Origin of the sequence: Photobacterium sp. Alg240-V54, from assembly GCF_900537155.1 — a bacterium.
GTDB lineage: Bacteria > Pseudomonadota > Gammaproteobacteria > Enterobacterales > Vibrionaceae > Photobacterium.
The window spans coordinates 117415-134998 of the sequence record NZ_UNRL01000007.1; the positions used below are offsets into that span (position 1 = coordinate 117415).

Genomic DNA, 17584 nt, shown 5'->3' on the forward strand with positions numbered 1-17584 from the left:
AATGGGGAGCTTCGGCTCCCCATTCTTTCAAGAGCATTATTCTTAGAGAGAGCAAGACAATGGCAAAAGAATTTAGCCGTACCCAACGTGTAGCACAACAGCTACAAAAAGAATTAGCCGTGATTTTACAGCGTGAAATCAAAGATCCAGCGATCGCAATGACAACAATCTCAAGTGTTGATGTATCGCGTGATATGAACTATGCCAAAATCTATGTAACTTTCTTTCCTATTGGTGAGCAAACTGCAGAAGGTAGCTTAGCAGCACTACGTGAAATGGCACCTTACATTCGTTCACTACTAGGTAAAGAGATTCGCCTACGTGTGACACCTGAGCTTAACTTCATTTTCGACCAATCGTTAACTGAAGGTATGCGTATTTCTAACCTAGTATCAAAAGCGGTACGTGACGATGAAGATCGTCGTGGTGATGAAGACGAAGTAGAAAAAGGCGAGGAGTAAGCATGGCACGTCGTCGTAAAGGTCGTCCAATTAACGGTGTGATCTTGGTTGATAAACCAACCGGCATTAGTTCTAACGATACCCTGCAAAAAGTGAAACGCATCTTTTTTGCACAAAAAGCGGGCCATACAGGTGCGCTTGATCCTTTAGCGACGGGCATGTTACCGCTTTGTTTTGGTGAAGCGACCAAATTTTCACAATTTTTATTAGATTCTGATAAACGTTATCGTGTGATCGCCAAATTAGGTGAACGTACTGATACCTCAGATTCTGATGGTGAAGTGGTTGAGACCCGTGAGGTTAATGTTGATCGCGATCAGCTTGAAGCATGCATCGACCGTTTTCGTGGCACGACTGATCAAATTCCATCAATGTACTCAGCATTAAAATATCAAGGCCGTAAATTGTATGAATACGCGCGTGAAGGGATCTCAATTCCTCGTGAGTCGCGTAAGATTACGGTGTATTCGGTTGAGCTATTGCGGTTTGATAACAATGAAGTTGAAATGGAACTTCATGTATCAAAAGGGACGTATATTCGTACTATCGTTGATGACTTGGGGGAGATGCTTGGTTGTGGTGCTCACGTTATTATGCTGCGTCGTACTGGTGTTTCTAATTTCCCGTATGAACGCATGGTAACCATTGAGCAGTTACAAGCGATGCTTGATGACGCTAAAGCTAACGATGTTGAACCTGGCACAGTATTAGATGCGTTATTATTACCAACTGATACTGCAGTACAAGATTTACCCGCAGTGAATATCACCGCAGAAGCTGCGGTTCATGTTCTACACGGTAATCCTGTCGTTGCCGAAGTTGTTCCAGTTGAAGGCACATTAGTGCGTATAACCGTCGGGGATAGTGCTGAATTTATTGGCGTTGGTACCATTGATGCAAAAGGCATGTTGGCACCAAAGCGAGTAATGGCAAACGAACAACAGCAATAATGACTCCAGCAAATCACAACTAACCGTTAACCATTAATCAGCTTGATTAGGGTAAATAAGTTGCTTGAGATTAAAAATAACGCTGGTTAATTATTCGCTTGTAGTTCGTAGCGCTGATCAGTATAATCCGCGGCTTGGGTGTCGGCTGAATCAGAGATTGGCGGCACAAATTAAAACATCTTGTATTAGGAATGAGTTATGTCTCTGAATGCAGAAACTAAAGCAGCAATCGTTGCAGATTACGCACAATGTGAAAATGATACTGGTTCTCCTGAAGTTCAGGTTGCACTTTTAACAGCGCAAATCAACCACCTTCAAGGTCACTTTGCTAACCACAAGCACGACCACCACAGCCGTCGCGGTCTACTACGTATGGTTTCTCGTCGTCGTAAGCTTCTAGATTACCTTAAAGGTAAGAACCTAGATCGTTACCAAGACTTGATCAAGCGTCTAGGCCTACGTCGCTAAGATTGCTTTAAGAAAGGAGCCCTAGGCTCCTTTCTTTTTATCTGCTCTTTTTATTACTAATACCGCTATTATTGATTCGCCTTCCTGTCATCTTTTCTAATTTCGTCTACTATCTGTACCGGAGTTAAGCTCAAGTTTGTTGTATGAATGCTGAGGCAGAGATATGATAGGTGGTGAGTAAATAACTGCACATTTCCACTATTTATGACTTTGCGAGTCGTTTTCGTCGACCTTTAGGTCGCGGCTAATAAAAGTTTTCGTTATCTGAGAGCTTTGATTAGTCGCGATACGTGAAATCATAACAAAGTGGACATCAATTACATGACGCTTATGTTTGTGTTGGTTATAATTGACCTGCAAATAGAAAGCGGAATATATTTAAGGAAATTCACGTGAATCCTATCGTAAAGACTTTCCAGTACGGTAACCACACGGTTACTCTTGAGACTGGTGTTATAGCACGTCAAGCGACTGCTGCAGTAATGGTTAGCATGGACGACACATCAGTGTTCGTTTCTGTTGTTGGTAAGAAAACAGCAGTAGAAGGCCAAGACTTCTTCCCGCTAACAGTGAACTACCAAGAGCGTACATACGCTGCAGGTAAAATCCCTGGTGGTTTCTTCAAGCGTGAAGGCCGTCCTTCTGAAGGCGAAACACTGACTGCACGTCTAATCGACCGTCCAATCCGTCCGTTATTCCCTGACGATTTCAAAAACGAAGTACAAGTTATTGCAACAGTGGTTTCTGTAAACCCTGCAGTTAACCCTGATATGGTTACAATGATTGGTACTTCTGCAGCACTTGCTATCTCTGGTATTCCATTCAATGGTCCTATCGGTGCAGCACGTGTAGGTTACATTAACGATCAATTCGTTCTTAACCCAAGCAATGAAGAGCTAGAAACAAGCCGTCTAGATCTTGTTGTTGCTGGTACTAAAGATGCAGTATTGATGGTTGAGTCAGAAGCTGACCGTCTATCTGAAGAGCAAATGCTACAAGCTGTTGTATTTGGTCACGACCAACAACAAGTTGTTATCAATGCAATCAATGAGTTTGCAGCTGAAGTTGCGACTCCTGCTTGGGATTGGACTGCACCTGCAGAGAACACAGCACTTAAAGCTAAGATCGCAGAACTTGCAGAAACTAAGCTTGTTGAAGCTTACCAAATCACAGAGAAAATGGCGCGTTACGACCGTATTCATGAGATTGCTGCTGAAGTAAATGATGCGATTGTTGCTGAAGATGTTGATGCAAACGCGAAAGAAATCCACACTATCTTCCACGATCTAGAGAAGACAGTTGTACGTGGCCGTATCATTGCTGGTCACCCACGTATCGATGGTCGTGAAAAAGACATGGTTCGTGCGCTAGACGTACGTACTGGTGTACTTCCACGTACGCACGGTTCTTCACTATTTACACGTGGTGAGACTCAAGCACTTGTTACTGCAACATTGGGTACACAACGTGATGCTCAAATCATTGATAGCATCATGGGTGAGAAGAAAGATCACTTCCTTCTTCACTACAACTTCCCTCCATACTGTGTAGGTGAAACTGGTTTCGTTGGTTCACCTAAGCGTCGTGAAATTGGTCACGGTAAGTTGGCGAAGCGTGGTATTCAAGCGGTAATGCCATCTGTTGACGAATTCCCATACACAGTACGTGTAGTATCAGAAATCACTGAATCTAACGGTTCATCTTCAATGGCTTCTGTATGTGGTACGTCACTAGCACTTATGGATGCTGGTGTGCCAATCAAAGCGTCTGTTGCGGGTATCGCAATGGGTCTTGTTAAAGAAGGCAATGACTTCGTTGTTCTTTCTGACATCCTTGGTGACGAAGATCACCTAGGTGACATGGACTTTAAAGTAGCGGGTACTGACGACGGTATCACAGCACTTCAGATGGATATCAAGATTGAAGGTATCACTAAAGAGATCATGGAAATTGCACTTAACCAAGCTAAAGGCGCGCGTAAGCACATCCTTAGCGTAATGGATAATGCAATTAACTCTCCTCGTGAAGAGATCTCTCAGTTTGCTCCTCGCATTCACATGATGAAGATCAACCCAGAGAAGATCAAAGATGTTATCGGTAAAGGTGGTGCAGTTATTCGTGCACTTACTGAAGAAACTGGTACTACAATCGAAATCGAAGATGATGGTACAGTGAAGATCGCTGCGACTGAAGGTACTGCTGCACAAGAAGCAATCCGTCGTATCGAAGAAATCACTGCAGACGTTGAAGTTGGCCGTGTTTACACTGGTAAAGTAATGCGTATCGTTGACTTCGGTGCGTTTGTATCAGTTATCGGTGCAAAAGAAGGTCTAGTTCACATTTCTCAAATCTCACAAGATCGTGTAGAGAAAGTGTCTGATTACCTACAGATGGGTCAAGAAGTTCAAGTTAAAGTTCTTGAAATCGACCGTCAAGGCCGTATTCGTCTAAGCATGAAAGAAGCAGTAGAAGCGCCAGCCGCAGCTCCTGCACAAGACGAGCAGCCACAAGGCTAAGCGTTTTGCTAATATCATGATATAAAGGGGCTTAATAGCCCCTTTTTTTTGATCTAAATATTATCATAGGCGCTGGATCGCCATTGATGTCACAGGGAGAACTGAGTTGATAATACGCCATCTTCAATATGTTGTAATTGCATCTGCATTGATACTAAGTGGATGTTCGGCAATGCCTGCAACCTGGAGCCATCCGCCAATGGCGATCCCTTATCAACCTAGTTTGCCGCAGCAGATTCAGTTGGCACGGATTGAGCAAATATTACAGCAGCCAAATATTCCTCAAACAACATTAGCGACCATTTATTATGATCGTGGTTTACTGCATGACAGCTTAGGTTTACGCGATTTAGCGCGGTTAGACTTTAATAAGTCGTTAACATTAAACCCAAATCAACCAGACTTATTTAATGTTGCTGGGGTGATATTTACTCAAATGGGGATGTTTGATTCAGCTTATGAGTCATTTGATTCAACCTTGGATTTAGCCCCAGATCATCCTTATGCACATCGTAATCGCGGTATCGCATTGTATTACGGTGAGCGTTATGAGCTCGCTAACGATGATTTATTACCCCATTATCAGCAGGATATTAATGATCCTTATCGTGTGATCTGGCTGTATCTCAATGATTTGAAATTAGTGCCACAGCAAGCACAAATATTACTTCAACAGCGTTATGCTGCGAGTGATAAAAAAGATTGGGGCTGGCAGATTGTGCGAATGTATCTTGGTGAAGTCAGTGAAGAGCAGTTTTTAACGGATATTGCCGAGCAGAGTAAAGATAACGAGCAATTAGCGCTACGATTGACGGAAGGGTATTTCTATCTAGCTCAACGTTATCAACAGCAGCAAGATTATTCAACCGCGATCATGCTTTATAAATTGGCATTATCAGGCAATGTGTATGAATTTATTGAACATCGATTATCATTACTTGAATTAAATCGTATTTTTACCGCAGAGCAAAATGCAGCGCCTGTAGTGTTAACTCCTCCAACGGCATAGCAATAATAATGTTATATAAAAATAGCCGCTATGATTAGCGGCTATTTTTTATTCTAAACGAACCTCGAACCTCTAGCGAATATCCAATCCGGCTAGGTTATGCCAGTAGCCATTACATTGGTGGCCATCAGCAAGTGGGTGTCGAATATCACCTTGTTCATTAGCACGGAAATCATCAATCAGTGTCAGGGTATCAAGTCCCATAGGGCTTAATCGAACCACATCCACCATGTCTTTCATGCCTTTCAAATCGTTGATCAGGTTATAGCAGTAACCAGATTGGGTTTGAATTCCATTAAGGGTGAAGATTTTTTGATCTTCTTGGCTGTTAACGGTGATCCCTTGCGGATACTTAATACAGCAAGTTTCGCAATCATCTTTGGCTTTATCTTCAGCACGAGCAGTAAAGCAGCGTGCGGAGTAAGCTAAAGGGAGGTAGCCATAACTGAACACTTCAGTTTCAAATTGTTGACGTATTCCAAGTGTTTCGCACTCGGTTAGCGTGTTACGTAACCAATCACGAGACAGCTCAACTGGCATACACCAACGAGTCATGCCTTGTTTAGCAAACAACTTCAACGTCTGCGCGTTATAGCAATTTACCGCAGGCCCTACCACAAATGGCACCTTGCTTTGTGAGGCAAGTTGAATTGCAGATACATCGTTAGCTTCAACAATAAAGTCGCCATTATCGATATATTTTTTCATGATGTTGACTTCGCTAGGTGCTTCTAGCAGTGCCATGGTGGATAGCACAACCTGCTTGCCATTTGCTGCGAGTTCTTTAGCGATATCGATCCATTGGGCAGGTTTTAGTGCTCGACGTTTAGAGCACACCGTTTCCCCTAAATAAATCACATCAACGTTGCTGTGTTTGGCTTGTTGATAAAACGTTTCAACATCATGCTGAGGCCAAAAGTAAAGCAATGGCCCAAGTGAATATTTCATTAATGATCCTTTATTGCCATTTACGGTGGTATGCACCTAACGTTGTTTGTTTACCTTCAGACAAATTACCGAGGCATGCGTTCCAGGCTGGATTAACACTGTAGCCTTCAGGGTTTGCTAAGTAATGATCAATTGCAGCGCGCCAAGTGCGAGTCACTTGTTCAACATACGCAGGGCTACGTTGACGGCCTTCAATTTTAACCGATGCAATATTGGCTTTAAACAGCTCAGGTAGAATCTCTAATGTATTAAGACTCGTAGGCTCTTCTAGTGCATGAAAGCGTTTGTTATTACCCTCGATGTTGATATCAAATCGACCTTTACATAAGGTTGGGTAACCGGCATTTTCGCCCGCAGCATAGCGATCAATCAGCACTTCATTTAGGCGTGATTCTAGCCCTTGTGGCGTTTCTTGCCAGCGAACATACTTAGCCGGTGAACAAGCACCAACAGTATTGGGTGATTCACCTGTCATGTAAGAAGATAAATAACAGCGACCTTCAGACATAATGCACAAGCTACCAAAAGCAAAAACTTCTAGTTGCATATCAGTATTACGTGCTAACTGCTTTACTTGGTGTATCGACAGTACGCGCGGTAATACTACTCGCTTGATATTGAAGTTTTGTTGATAAAATTCAATCGCAGCAGTGTTGGTTGCTGATGCTTGCACTGAGAGATGCAATTCTAAATCAGGGTAAGTGGTAGCTGCATATTCAAGCACACCGATATCAGCCACAATCAGAGCATCCACGCCCATGGCTGCGGCATTATCGACGGCTTTGGTCCAACGACTAAAACCATCAGGATGGGCAAAAGTGTTTAAAGCAACATGTAATTTACGATCATGATCTTTTACATATTGCACTGCTTTTTCAAGTTTGCGATCTGTGAAGTTTAAACCCGCAAAGTGGCGAGCGTTAGTATCGTCTTTAAAACCGATATAAACCGCATCTGCACCATTATCAATAGCAGTTTTTAATGCTGGTAAATTGCCAGCTGGGCAAAGAAGCTCCATGTTATTTTATTATCCAATCTTTGCATAAAAGCGATGCCATTATAGTAAAAGTGTTTATTGTTGGAGATCTTGATGCTAGGCAGGTTTTGTTGATATAAAACAATAAAATTGTTACTAAACGATCGCATTTTTAGACGAATATCAACCGTTGAGATAAATCTTTTCCTTTAATAACAGCTGTTCAAGTTCTTGTTTCGGCATTGGACGGTGAAAATGAAACCCTTGAATATAGTCGCAATTAAGATTTGACAGTAGTGTTGCTTGTTGACGGGTCTCAATCCCTTCAGCCACCACACTCATGTTAAGTGATTTGCCTAAATTGATGATATTTTCAATCAGAGTAATTTGTTTGGGAATGGTATCAATGTCTTTAATAAATGCGCGATCAATTTTAAGTTCATCAAGGGGAAAGCGGGCTAAATAAGACAATGAAGAATAGCCAGTACCAAAGTCATCAATAGATAACGCAAATCCTTGTTGTTTAATGGCATTGAGCATCTGAATCGTATGCTCACCGTCACTCATTACCGTACTTTCTGTGAGCTCAAAGGTAAAGTCAGCCGCATTAATGCCGGTTAGCTGGCGCAGTTGTTCGACAAAACTGATTAACTTAGGGTTTTCAAATTGTTGGGATGATAAGTTAATTGCGACACGGCCTTTTAAAAGCTGTTGTTTTTTCCATTGGTTAACGGTGGTAAACACTTCTCGCATCACCACTCGACCTAATTGTTCAATAAGACCTGAGCGTTCAGCGACGGGAATAAACTGCGCTGGACTGATGTAGCCTTCAACAGGATGCTTCCAACGAACTAATGCTTCTGCGCCATCAATTTCAAAATTTTTAGCATTGACCTTAGGTTGATACCATACTTCGAGTCCATTATTTTGCAGCGCTTTTTGAAGTTCAATTTCAAGCCATAAACGCATGCGAGCTTCTTTACTCATGGCGTCACTGAAGACCACTAATCGATTTCGACCGCGGTCTTTGGCTTCATACATCGCAGTATCAGCATTTTGCAGCATCATCCGTGCATCATGACCATTACCTGGTGATTTAACCATGCCAATTGAGCAAGCAAGGTGTTTACTAAAATAGCGTAAATCAAAAGGTTGGTTAACTAAGGCAATGATCTGCTCTGCAATGACTTCGCCGCTATTTTCATGCTCTGGATGAGCAACCAGCACCGCAAATTCATCGCCACTTAAATGACCAATGAGCGCATTTTTAGGCAGTAGCTGTTGCAGCCGTTGTGCAATTTCTTGCAGCACTTTATCGCCAATATGGTGCCCTAATGAATCATTGATATTTTTAAAGTTATCAATGTCGATATACAGCATAAATAGCGGCGTATTCGCTTTCATTAACAGATCTAATTGGCGGCTAAAACCATAGCGGTTATAAAGCCCTGTTAATGGATCAAGCTGCATCAGTTGTTCGATTTTATGCTGTTGGTCATCAGTGCGGGTGGCGGCGGTGAGTTTTATTAATAGCGCAGTCTCACCCATCATGGTGATGGGAGTAGTGGCTAATAGTAGTGGTGAATTATCCTCACTATGGACGGCATAATAATGCTGATTGTCATTATGGCTGATGTGCTCTAGCTGTTTACTGTCACAAGGCTGTTGTTTGTTATCAAGCAATACATTACTCAGCGTTTGTCCCAGTAGTGAATTTTTTGACGTCATTGCGAGTAACTCAACCGCCCGTTGGTTCGCATTCATGATGATGTTTTTTTCAACCACACAGATGCCATCAGTCATTAAGTTTTGCAGTTGGTTGAGCTGGTGCTCTGCTTCTTGTAAGGAATTAATCAGAATATGCCGTTCTGAGGTATCAACCGAATGTAAAATAATGTGGCTGATATTACCGTCATTATTGGCTAATGGGGCCAGGCTGATATGCAAACTGGTGTGCTGAGAGGTGTCATTAATGATAATTTCAGCCTCAATCACTTCTCCTTTAAAAGCACGATCATAATAGGGCTTTAAACATTGGTAATAATAACTACCGAGGGTGTCGATATCGTTACTACCGAGCAATTGATGCTGTGATTTACCACTGATATCACAGTAACGATCATTAACATGACAATAGTTGTGCTGGTCATCAAGAATAGCAAATAGGAAAGGACTCTTATTTGTCAGCAATGGAAACCAATAGTCAAGTTGCTCTAGGTGCATGAATGTCTGATCCTTGACGCTATATTGAAATATTAATGATAAGGTGAAGTTTAGCTATCTGCAGTGTAAATGTTAGTGGGGGTAAATATAATGTTTATTAACAAAATAATGCTCAGTTTTAGCGGTGCAGTTACTTTTTTTTGACTCAAGGCATAAAACAAATGGTCAAGATTGCCATACAATTCATTTTTAGCGTTCGATTTTAAACAGGAATACACATAGTGATTGCTCAACTTAGAAAAAAATTGGTTCAACATGGCCCGGCATTATTACGCGTCCCTGCAAAACTGACCCCGTTCGCTATTCAAAAGAAAATGATGCTAGATGGCTTAGCAATGGTTTTTAAAGAAGCGTTAGAAGACGGTGATTTTGAATTTCTTGAAGATCGCTGGTTAAAAGTGGAAGTACGCGATTTAGAATTGCAGTGGTTTATTAGCTATCAAGATGAAAAACTAGTGGTTGCAGAACACTGTGAGCATCATGATGTGAGCTTTAGTGGTGAGTGTAATGACTTAGTATTAATTGCAGCCCGTAAAGAAGATCCTGATACACTGTTCTTTCAACGTCGTCTTCGTATTGAAGGTGATACCGAACTGGGATTGGAAGTAAAGAATTTGATGGACAGTATTGATCTCGATTCTCTGCCAGCTCCAGTGAAATTTGTGTTACAGCAATCAGCTGATTTTATTCATCAGGGAATGCAGGCTAACGTGATTGAGAACGAGGTAGTACATGCTCATTAGATCTGAAGCACCTGCTGATATTTTATTGATAGACCGATTATTAAAAACTGTTTTTGAGACTGACGCTGAAGCGAATTTAGTGATGCGTCTGCGTGAAAATGGTTGCCGCACGTTATCATTGGTCGCTTGTACTGATGACGGTGAAGTGATTGGCCATGCTTTCTTTAGCCCGGTCACAGTGGCTGGGCAAGAAACCAACTGGCAAGGACTTGCGCCGCTAGCTGTGCGTGAAGATCACCGCCATCAAGGGGTTGGTTTGGCATTATTAGCAGAAGCACAATCGACGTTAGCTGATTTTGATTACCCAGTGGTGGTGGTATTAGGCGATCCTAATTATTATCACCGTGCGGGTTATCAAGCGGCTTTACAACATGGGTTAACGTGTCGCTGGCCAGCAACCGAAGAGACTTTTATGGTGCTAGAGATCGCTCCTGGCAGCATGCAACAACATCAAGGTTTGGTTGAATATTGCGAAGAGTTTAATGCGCTAGTGTAAAAAACTCAGCCTATCGCGATTAAAAAAAGCTGCAATCAGAGATTAAGCTCAGATTGTGGCTTTTTTGCTTTCTGTTCATAAGTTATTAATAAGTAAGTGTAATTGTTTTAATATTGGGAAGTAAGAACTCTTTATTTGTCATTTGGGTTCATATTCAGTGGTGGTATTTTATTGCTAATAAATAATTTTAAGGAATAGCAGTAATGATCCCACGTAGTATTACCTCACCTAAAAAGTTTATTATCGGCCAAAACCTGTTACCACAGTTGGATGGATTTATTAAAGATTTTGGTAATAATGCCTTATTGATTTGCGATGAATTTATTCTTAATAAAGTAACAACTGACGCTTTGCCGGTATTACAACAAGCGGGTATTACTGCTCATGCAGAACAATTTCAATATGAATGCACTGATACTGAAATTGGTCGTATCCATGAGATAGTTAAACGTATTGGCGCTAATGTTGTGGTCGGTATTGGTGGTGGTAAAACCATGGATGTCGCTAAAGCTGTGGCGCATTTTGCTCATATTCCGGTGATTATTTTTCCAACCATTGCTTCTACAGATGCACCTTGTACTGCGTTATCAGTCGTATATAAAGATGATGGTGAATTTGACCGTTACTTATTCCTACCACAAAACCCCGATGCTGTTATTGCCGATACCGGAATTATTGCCGCCGCGCCAACCAAGTTCTTTGCTGCAGGTATTGGTGATGCGCTAGCGACTTTCTTTGAAGCACGTGCATGCTGTTATGCTGACGGTTTAAACCTTGTTCAAAAACGGGTATCACGTACCGGTCTGGGTATGGCATTGATGTGCTATGAATTGATTGTTGAAAACGTAGAAATGGCAATGGATGCCGCGCGTCGCCATGTGGTGACTCCAGCATTAGAGGAAATGGTTGAAGCGACTATTTACTTAAGCGGTATCGGTGCTGAATCGGGCGGTTTAGCGGCTGCACACGCGATCAGCAACGGTATGTCATCATTACCGCAACTACATCATATTCAACATGGTGAGAAAGTAGCGTTTGGTTTGCTCACTCAATTAGTGCTTGAAAAAGCCGATGCTGAAGAAATTGAAAACGTTATTTACGTGATGAAAACAGCAGGCTTACCATTAACATTGGCTGATTTTGGTATTGAAGCAATGGTGGAATCTGAATGGCGTCAAGTGGCTGAAATTGCCTGCGCTGAAGGTGACACTATGTGCAATATGGCGGTTAAAGTAAATGCTGATCGCGTTTACCAAGCAATGGTTGCTGCAGATGCATTAGCTCAGCGCTACCATGACTAAGTTTTCAGTTTAATGATTGATGAGTAAATACAATGCCGACATCATGTCGGCATTGTTGTTTTTAAGCCATTAGGAACAGAAGATGATAGTTTATGAGTACAAAGCAGTACGGATTTGCTAGGATCAGTCTCCATTTATATTCCATAGCAGGTAGGATATGAAGCAACGCGATATTCAGGTGTTACAGGAAATGGGGATCACTTATTGGCAAGTGCGAAAGCCTGAGCTTTTTCCTAATCAAGTGCTGCCTGTGATCAATCTACCCGCTGAGTGTAAGCTGCTTTTTATTGCGGCAGAGGAATTGGATGAGCATGATGCTTGGTTGTTTGGGCGGATTTTATCAAGTATGAAATTAACCCCAGAACAAGCATTATCCTTGCCGCTATCGGCACTTGATCAAATCGCAGCGCACCATTTAACGTGGTGTTGGTTTGCGGGTTGCCAAGGGGCGCACCCTACAGGTTGTCAGGTACTGAATTCGGCCTCATTAAAACTTATGCATAATGATCCCTCGTCAAAGAAGGCATTATGGCAACAGATTTGTAGTTATGACGCATAAAATTATTCCATTAGAACCACACCATACTGATGATGTTTGGCGCATTGAACAAGCTGCCAATACCTTTCCATGGGCAGAATCGATGATCCGTAAAGAGCCTAACCGCATTGCCGCGAACTATGTATTAGTGGTTGACGAGCAAGTGGTCGGTTATTGCTTTGGACAATTGGTTGCAGGGGAAGGCACCTTATTAAATATTGCCATTGATCCTGCTCAGCAACGTAAAGGCTACGGTAAATTATTACTCAATGGTTTTATTGATGAATTAGAAGCCAAGCAAGCAGAAGAAATTTGGTTAGAAGTACGCGAAAGTAATCTCGGCGCATACAAGCTTTATGAAGCAACTGGATTTAATGAAACTAATCGCCGCGTTGGCTATTACCCAGCCGTCGATGGTCGTGAAGATGCATTGATCATGGCGTATATGTTTATGCCTTTTAGCTAAATTACTTATAAAGTAGCTATAAATAAAGACCAATAAAAAGGCCGTATTCAGATGAATACGGCCTTTTTGGTATTAGTAGTAACCTGTTAGGGGATTAGTGCTCACGAGTGGCGCGGAAATCACCTTCAGGGAAACGCTCTTTGGCAAGGTTAAGATTAACCATGGTTGGCGCGATGTAAGATAAGTTATCACCACCATCTAGTGCAAGATGAGATTGGTTCTTACGCTTGAATTCTTCAAGTTTCTTAACATCATCACATTCAACCCAGCGCGCAGTGGCAACGTTAACGCCTTCATAAATCGCTTCAACGTTATATTCAGCTTTAAGACGGGCAACAACCACATCAAACTGAAGCACACCTACCGCACCTACGATCAGATCGTTGTTTTGTAGCGGACGGAATACTTGTACAGCACCTTCTTCTGAAAGTTGCACTAAGCCTTTTAGCAATTGCTTTTGTTTAAGTGGATCTTTTAGACGAATGCGACGGAATAATTCAGGCGCAAAGTTTGGAATACCGGCAAACTTAAGGCTCTCACCTTGAGTGAAGGTATCACCAATTTGAATGGTACCGTGGTTGTGTAAACCAATAATATCACCAGCATAAGCAACTTCAGCACGTGAACGGTCACCCGCCATAAACGTTACCGCATCAGAAATACTGACGCTTTTGCCGGTACGAACATGGTTCATCTTCATACCTTGATTGTAAGTACCAGATACAATACGCATAAATGCAATACGGTCACGGTGCTTAGGATCCATGTTAGCTTGGATCTTAAATACAAAGCCTGAGAATTTCTCTTCTGTCGCTTCTACTTCACGAGTATTTGCTTGGCGAGGTAATGGTGCCGGAGCCCACTCAGTTAAGCCATCAAGCATATGATCAACACCAAAGTTACCCAGTGCAGTACCAAAGAATACTGGTGTTAGTTCACCGGCTAAAAATAGCTCAAGATCAAACTCATTAGATGCGCCGATCACCAGCTCTAGCTCTTCACGTAAATTGGCCGCTAAATCGTTACCGATTGCAACATCAAGCTCGGGATTATCTAAGCCTTTAATGATGCGTTGCTCTTGAATAGTGTGGCCTTGACCTGTGCTGTACAGAATCGTTTCATCACGGTGAATATGGTAAACACCTTTGAACTCTTTACCACAACCAATTGGCCATGAGATAGGAGCACATGCCATACCTAGTTCAACTTCAACTTCATCTAGTAGTTCCATTGGATCACGTGTTTCACGGTCCAATTTGTTCATGAAGGTAACGATAGGTGTGTCACGTAGACGAGTAACTTCCATTAGCTTACGAGTACGATCTTCGACACCTTTTGCGGCATCGATAACCATAAGACAGGAGTCAACCGCGGTTAGGGTACGGTAAGTATCTTCTGAGAAGTCTTCGTGTCCTGGAGTATCAAGCAAGTTAACCAAACAAGCATTGTAAGGAAACTGCATTACCGATGTAGTTACCGAGATACCACGTTCTTTTTCCATCTCCATCCAGTCAGATTTTGCATGCTGGTTAGAGCCACGACCTTTTACGGTACCCGCTTTTTGGATCGCGTTTCCGAACAACAATACTTTTTCAGTAATGGTGGTTTTACCCGCATCGGGGTGGGAGATAATAGCGAAAGTACGACGTTTCGATACTTCGCCTTGAAACAGTGTTTGCGACATTAGCATGTTCTTTTTGAATGGAGTGCGTTATTCGCTATTGTCGCTGATTTTACCTTTAGACTCAATCTAGCCACAGGAGAATTACTCACAAAGATAAAGAATGGCGTATTTGAGATTGAATTTGAGTAATAATAGCCACAATACCTGCCTTGATAGAGATTAAAACTATGCCTGTAGTGTGCAAAAATTCAGTGTTCATTGACAGTCACTGCCATTTTGATTTTGCCCCTTTTGCTGAAAATCCAGCTCAAGCGTGGACACAAGCCCAGCAAGCTGGCGTAAAAGCGATGGTTATTCCAACTGTCGGCAATCGCAATTGGGGGACAGTTGCAGGCTTATGTCAGCAATTTTCAGGTTTGTATTATGGCTTAGGGATCCATCCTTTTTTTAGCCATCAGCATAGTGCCGAGGTTGTTAGTGAGTTAACCACTGAGCTTGCTCATGCTAGAGATGATTATCGTTGTGTCGCCGTTGGTGAGTGCGGATTAGATTTTGCGGTCGCAAATGTTAATCGCGACCAACAACTTGAATGGCTACGAGCACAGTTGATATTGGCGAATCAATATCAATTACCCGTGATATTACATTGCCGTAAAGCGTTTCCTGAACTAGTGCAGTTATTGCGCCAGCAGTTACCAAAAGCGGGAGGTGTTTATCATGGTTTTAGTGGTAGTTACCAACAAGCGACTCAGCTAGTTGATCTCGGTATCAAAATCGGCGTTGGTGGCACAATTACTTATAGTCGAGCGCAGAAAACTCGCGCTACTATGACCAAATTACCGTTATCTGCGTTGTTATTGGAAACTGATGCTCCAGATATGCCTATTGCAGGCTATCAAGGTCAACCGAATCGACCCGAGCGTTTAGTTGATATTGTGACGGTATTAGCTCAACTTCGAGGTGAGACATATGCGCACGTAGCACAGGTCACAACCTTAACAACGACTGAATTATTTCAAATTAAGGTGTGATTTTGCTGCCAAAGCCAAACGATTGCGCTAATCGTTTGCATATTACAGTGAATTATTTGTGATAACGATCACAATAGCGGATTCTAATTCATAAATTTTCCTCATAAATTGTGATCTTGGCATTACATCATCTCGAGCTCCATGAGTATAATGCGCCAACTCTTAAAGAGCCGAACTGTCAAGACGCCAAAACTTAACTATAGGATTCCATAAATCATGAGCCTGCTAATGAGCCTTGTTGGGATGGTGGTACTGCTACTAATTGCTGTACTACTTTCTGATAACCGTAAAGCGATCAATCTACGTACTGTTGGTGGCGCATTTGCTATCCAATTCCTGTTGGGTGCATTTGTACTTTATGTACCTGTAGGCCGTGATGTGCTGTACGGTATGTCACAAGCAGTTGCTAACGTTATTGCTTACGGTAATGACGGTATTAACTTCTTATTTGGCGGTCTGACTTCAAACAAGATGTTTGAGCTGTTTGGCGGTGGCGGTTTTGTTTTCGCTTTACGTGTTCTGCCTGTTATCGTGTTCTTCTCTGCTCTTATTAGCGTGCTTTACTACTTAGGTGTTATGCAGGTTGTTATCAACATTCTTGGTGGCGGACTACGTAAAGTACTGGGTACATCACATGCAGAATCAATGTCTGCAACAGCAAATATCTTTGTTGGTCAAACAGAAGCACCATTAGTTATTCGTCCATTCGTACCTAAGATGACTCAGTCTGAGCTATTTGCAGTAATGTGTGGCGGTTTGGCATCAGTTGCTGGTGGTGTATTAGCAGGTTACGCACAAATGGGTGTACCACTAGAGTACTTGATTGCTGCGTCATTCATGGCAGCACCTGGTGGTCTATTATTTGCAAAAATTATCAAGCCTGAAACAGAGCAGCCAATTGAACAGCTAGCTGACAACGGTGATGAAGCTGAAGAAAAACCAGCAAACATTTTTGATGCGGCAGCTGCGGGTGCATCATCAGGTATGCAACTGGCACTAAACGTTGGCGCAATGCTACTTGCATTCATCGGTCTAATCGCATTAGTAAACGGCATGTTAGGTGGTATCGGTGGTTGGTTCGGTATGCCTCAGTTAACACTAGAATTAATTCTAGGTTACATCTTCTCACCACTAGCATTCCTAATTGGTGTGCCATGGGGCGAAGCACAACTTGCTGGTTCATTCATCGGTCAAAAGATTGTTGTTAACGAATTCGTTGCTTACCTAAACTTTGCCCCTTACCTGAAAGATGTGGCTGACGGCGGTATGTTAGTAGCGGAGACTGGTGCGGTAATGTCTGATAAGACTAAAGCAATCATCTCATTTGCATTGTGTGGTTTCGCTAACCTATCTTCAGTCGCTATTCTACTGGGTGGTATTGGTAGTCTTGCACCAACGCGTCGTGCTGAAATCGCTCGCTTTGGTATGAAAGCTGTGGCAGCAGGTACGTTATCTAACCTTATGTCTGCAACGATTGCTGGTCTATTTATTACTCTTGCAGCGTAATAGCACCGTCAGCAACAAATAACACACTATTATTAGCGCCACCGCATTAGCGGTGGCGTTTTTTTTTGTTAGACGGTTACGCTGCTATGGGTTTAAGTGCAATTAACCGAATTTAATGTAATAAAATCGATTGCGTTCGCCTTTCTAAATCTTCACTCTGTTATTATTCTCTGATAGAAACAGTAGTGTTGTTATTGATAATAAATTATGGCTGTTATTTGCATCATTAATAATAACTTATGCAATAAATGGCTTTTTTTATGATCAAGTTGCATGAGTTACGATAGCAGTTTTTATTTCAGTAAACATATTATCCACCACAGGAAAC

16 protein-coding genes are annotated in these 17584 nt (G+C 42.1%); 12 read left to right on the forward strand and 4 right to left on the reverse strand.

The features are described 5' to 3' along the window. Positions 1–59 precede the first annotated feature (59 nt). The 5 genes from rbfA to nlpI all read left to right on the forward strand — a co-directional run bounded on the left by rbfA (position 60) and on the right by nlpI (position 5404). Entirely contained in the window at positions 60–461 is a 402-nt protein-coding gene (rbfA, locus tag G6R09_RS15810) for a 30S ribosome-binding factor RbfA (protein WP_060997669.1), read from the forward strand. 2 nt (positions 462–463) lie between these two features. Beyond that, positions 464–1411 carry a tRNA pseudouridine(55) synthase TruB gene (gene truB, locus G6R09_RS15815; RefSeq protein WP_163923466.1) on the forward strand — a complete coding sequence of 316 codons (948 nt, stop codon included), beginning with the start codon at positions 464–466 and terminating at the stop codon, positions 1409–1411. A 198-nt stretch (positions 1412–1609) separates the two neighbouring features. Then, positions 1610–1879 carry a 30S ribosomal protein S15 gene (rpsO, locus tag G6R09_RS15820; protein WP_006646210.1) on the forward strand — a complete coding sequence of 90 codons (270 nt, stop codon included), beginning with the start codon at positions 1610–1612 and terminating at the stop codon, positions 1877–1879. A gap of 392 nt (positions 1880–2271) precedes the next feature. Continuing rightward, positions 2272–4395 carry a polyribonucleotide nucleotidyltransferase gene (pnp, locus tag G6R09_RS15825; protein ID WP_065169166.1) on the forward strand — a complete coding sequence of 708 codons (2124 nt, stop codon included), beginning with the start codon at positions 2272–2274 and terminating at the stop codon, positions 4393–4395. 106 nt (positions 4396–4501) lie between these two features. Further along, on the forward strand, positions 4502–5404 hold the full coding sequence (gene nlpI, locus G6R09_RS15830; protein WP_181315004.1) for a lipoprotein NlpI: 903 nt from the start codon (positions 4502–4504) through the stop codon (positions 5402–5404). Positions 5405–5476: 72 nt separating this feature from the next. Here nlpI and G6R09_RS15835 read toward each other — a convergent pair whose 3' ends face one another. From G6R09_RS15835 to G6R09_RS15845, 3 genes are all read right to left on the reverse strand, one after another. Then, the gene (locus G6R09_RS15835; RefSeq protein ID WP_065169167.1) at positions 5477–6352 is read right to left on the reverse strand and encodes a U32 family peptidase; all 876 of its coding nucleotides are present in this window, start codon (positions 6350–6352) and stop codon (positions 5477–5479) included. 10 nt (positions 6353–6362) lie between these two features. Beyond that, the gene (locus G6R09_RS15840; RefSeq protein ID WP_065169168.1) at positions 6363–7370 is read right to left on the reverse strand and encodes a peptidase U32 family protein; all 1008 of its coding nucleotides are present in this window, start codon (positions 7368–7370) and stop codon (positions 6363–6365) included. Positions 7371–7511: 141 nt separating this feature from the next. Continuing rightward, the gene (locus G6R09_RS15845) at positions 7512–9551 is read right to left on the reverse strand and encodes an EAL domain-containing protein (protein ID WP_065169169.1); all 2040 of its coding nucleotides are present in this window, start codon (positions 9549–9551) and stop codon (positions 7512–7514) included. 221 nt (positions 9552–9772) lie between these two features. On the opposite strand from G6R09_RS15845, the gene G6R09_RS15850 reads away from it, so the two are divergent. The 5 genes from G6R09_RS15850 to rimI all read left to right on the forward strand — a co-directional run bounded on the left by G6R09_RS15850 (position 9773) and on the right by rimI (position 13095). Continuing rightward, positions 9773–10294 (forward strand): SCP2 domain-containing protein, encoded by a 522-nt coding sequence (locus tag G6R09_RS15850; protein ID WP_065169170.1) that lies wholly within the window; start codon positions 9773–9775, stop codon positions 10292–10294. Beyond that, positions 10284–10790: a GNAT family N-acetyltransferase gene (locus G6R09_RS15855; protein WP_163923469.1), complete on the forward strand. Its 507-nt coding sequence runs from the start codon at positions 10284–10286 to the stop codon at positions 10788–10790. The genes G6R09_RS15850 and G6R09_RS15855 overlap by 11 nt, the downstream gene beginning before the upstream one ends. A gap of 203 nt (positions 10791–10993) precedes the next feature. Further along, on the forward strand, positions 10994–12091 hold the full coding sequence (locus G6R09_RS15860; RefSeq protein ID WP_065169172.1) for a glycerol dehydrogenase: 1098 nt from the start codon (positions 10994–10996) through the stop codon (positions 12089–12091). A gap of 157 nt (positions 12092–12248) precedes the next feature. Further along, complete coding sequence (locus G6R09_RS15865; protein ID WP_065169173.1) at positions 12249–12650, forward strand: DNA polymerase III subunit psi; 402 nt, start codon at positions 12249–12251, stop codon at positions 12648–12650. Next, positions 12640–13095: a ribosomal protein S18-alanine N-acetyltransferase gene (gene rimI, locus G6R09_RS15870; RefSeq protein WP_065169174.1), complete on the forward strand. Its 456-nt coding sequence runs from the start codon at positions 12640–12642 to the stop codon at positions 13093–13095. The genes G6R09_RS15865 and rimI overlap by 11 nt, the downstream gene beginning before the upstream one ends. Positions 13096–13189: 94 nt before the next feature. On the opposite strand, the gene prfC is transcribed toward rimI, so the two are convergent. Then, entirely contained in the window at positions 13190–14779 is a 1590-nt protein-coding gene (prfC, locus tag G6R09_RS15875; RefSeq protein WP_065169175.1) for a peptide chain release factor 3, read from the reverse strand. 167 nt (positions 14780–14946) lie between these two features. Here prfC and G6R09_RS15880 point away from each other — a divergent pair, with 167 nt between their 5' ends. Next, complete coding sequence (locus tag G6R09_RS15880; protein WP_163923472.1) at positions 14947–15750, forward strand: TatD family hydrolase; 804 nt, start codon at positions 14947–14949, stop codon at positions 15748–15750. Between the two features lie 216 nt (positions 15751–15966). Then, the gene (locus tag G6R09_RS15885) at positions 15967–17256 is read left to right on the forward strand and encodes a NupC/NupG family nucleoside CNT transporter (RefSeq protein ID WP_065169176.1); all 1290 of its coding nucleotides are present in this window, start codon (positions 15967–15969) and stop codon (positions 17254–17256) included. The last annotated feature ends 328 nt before the right edge of the window (positions 17257–17584 follow it).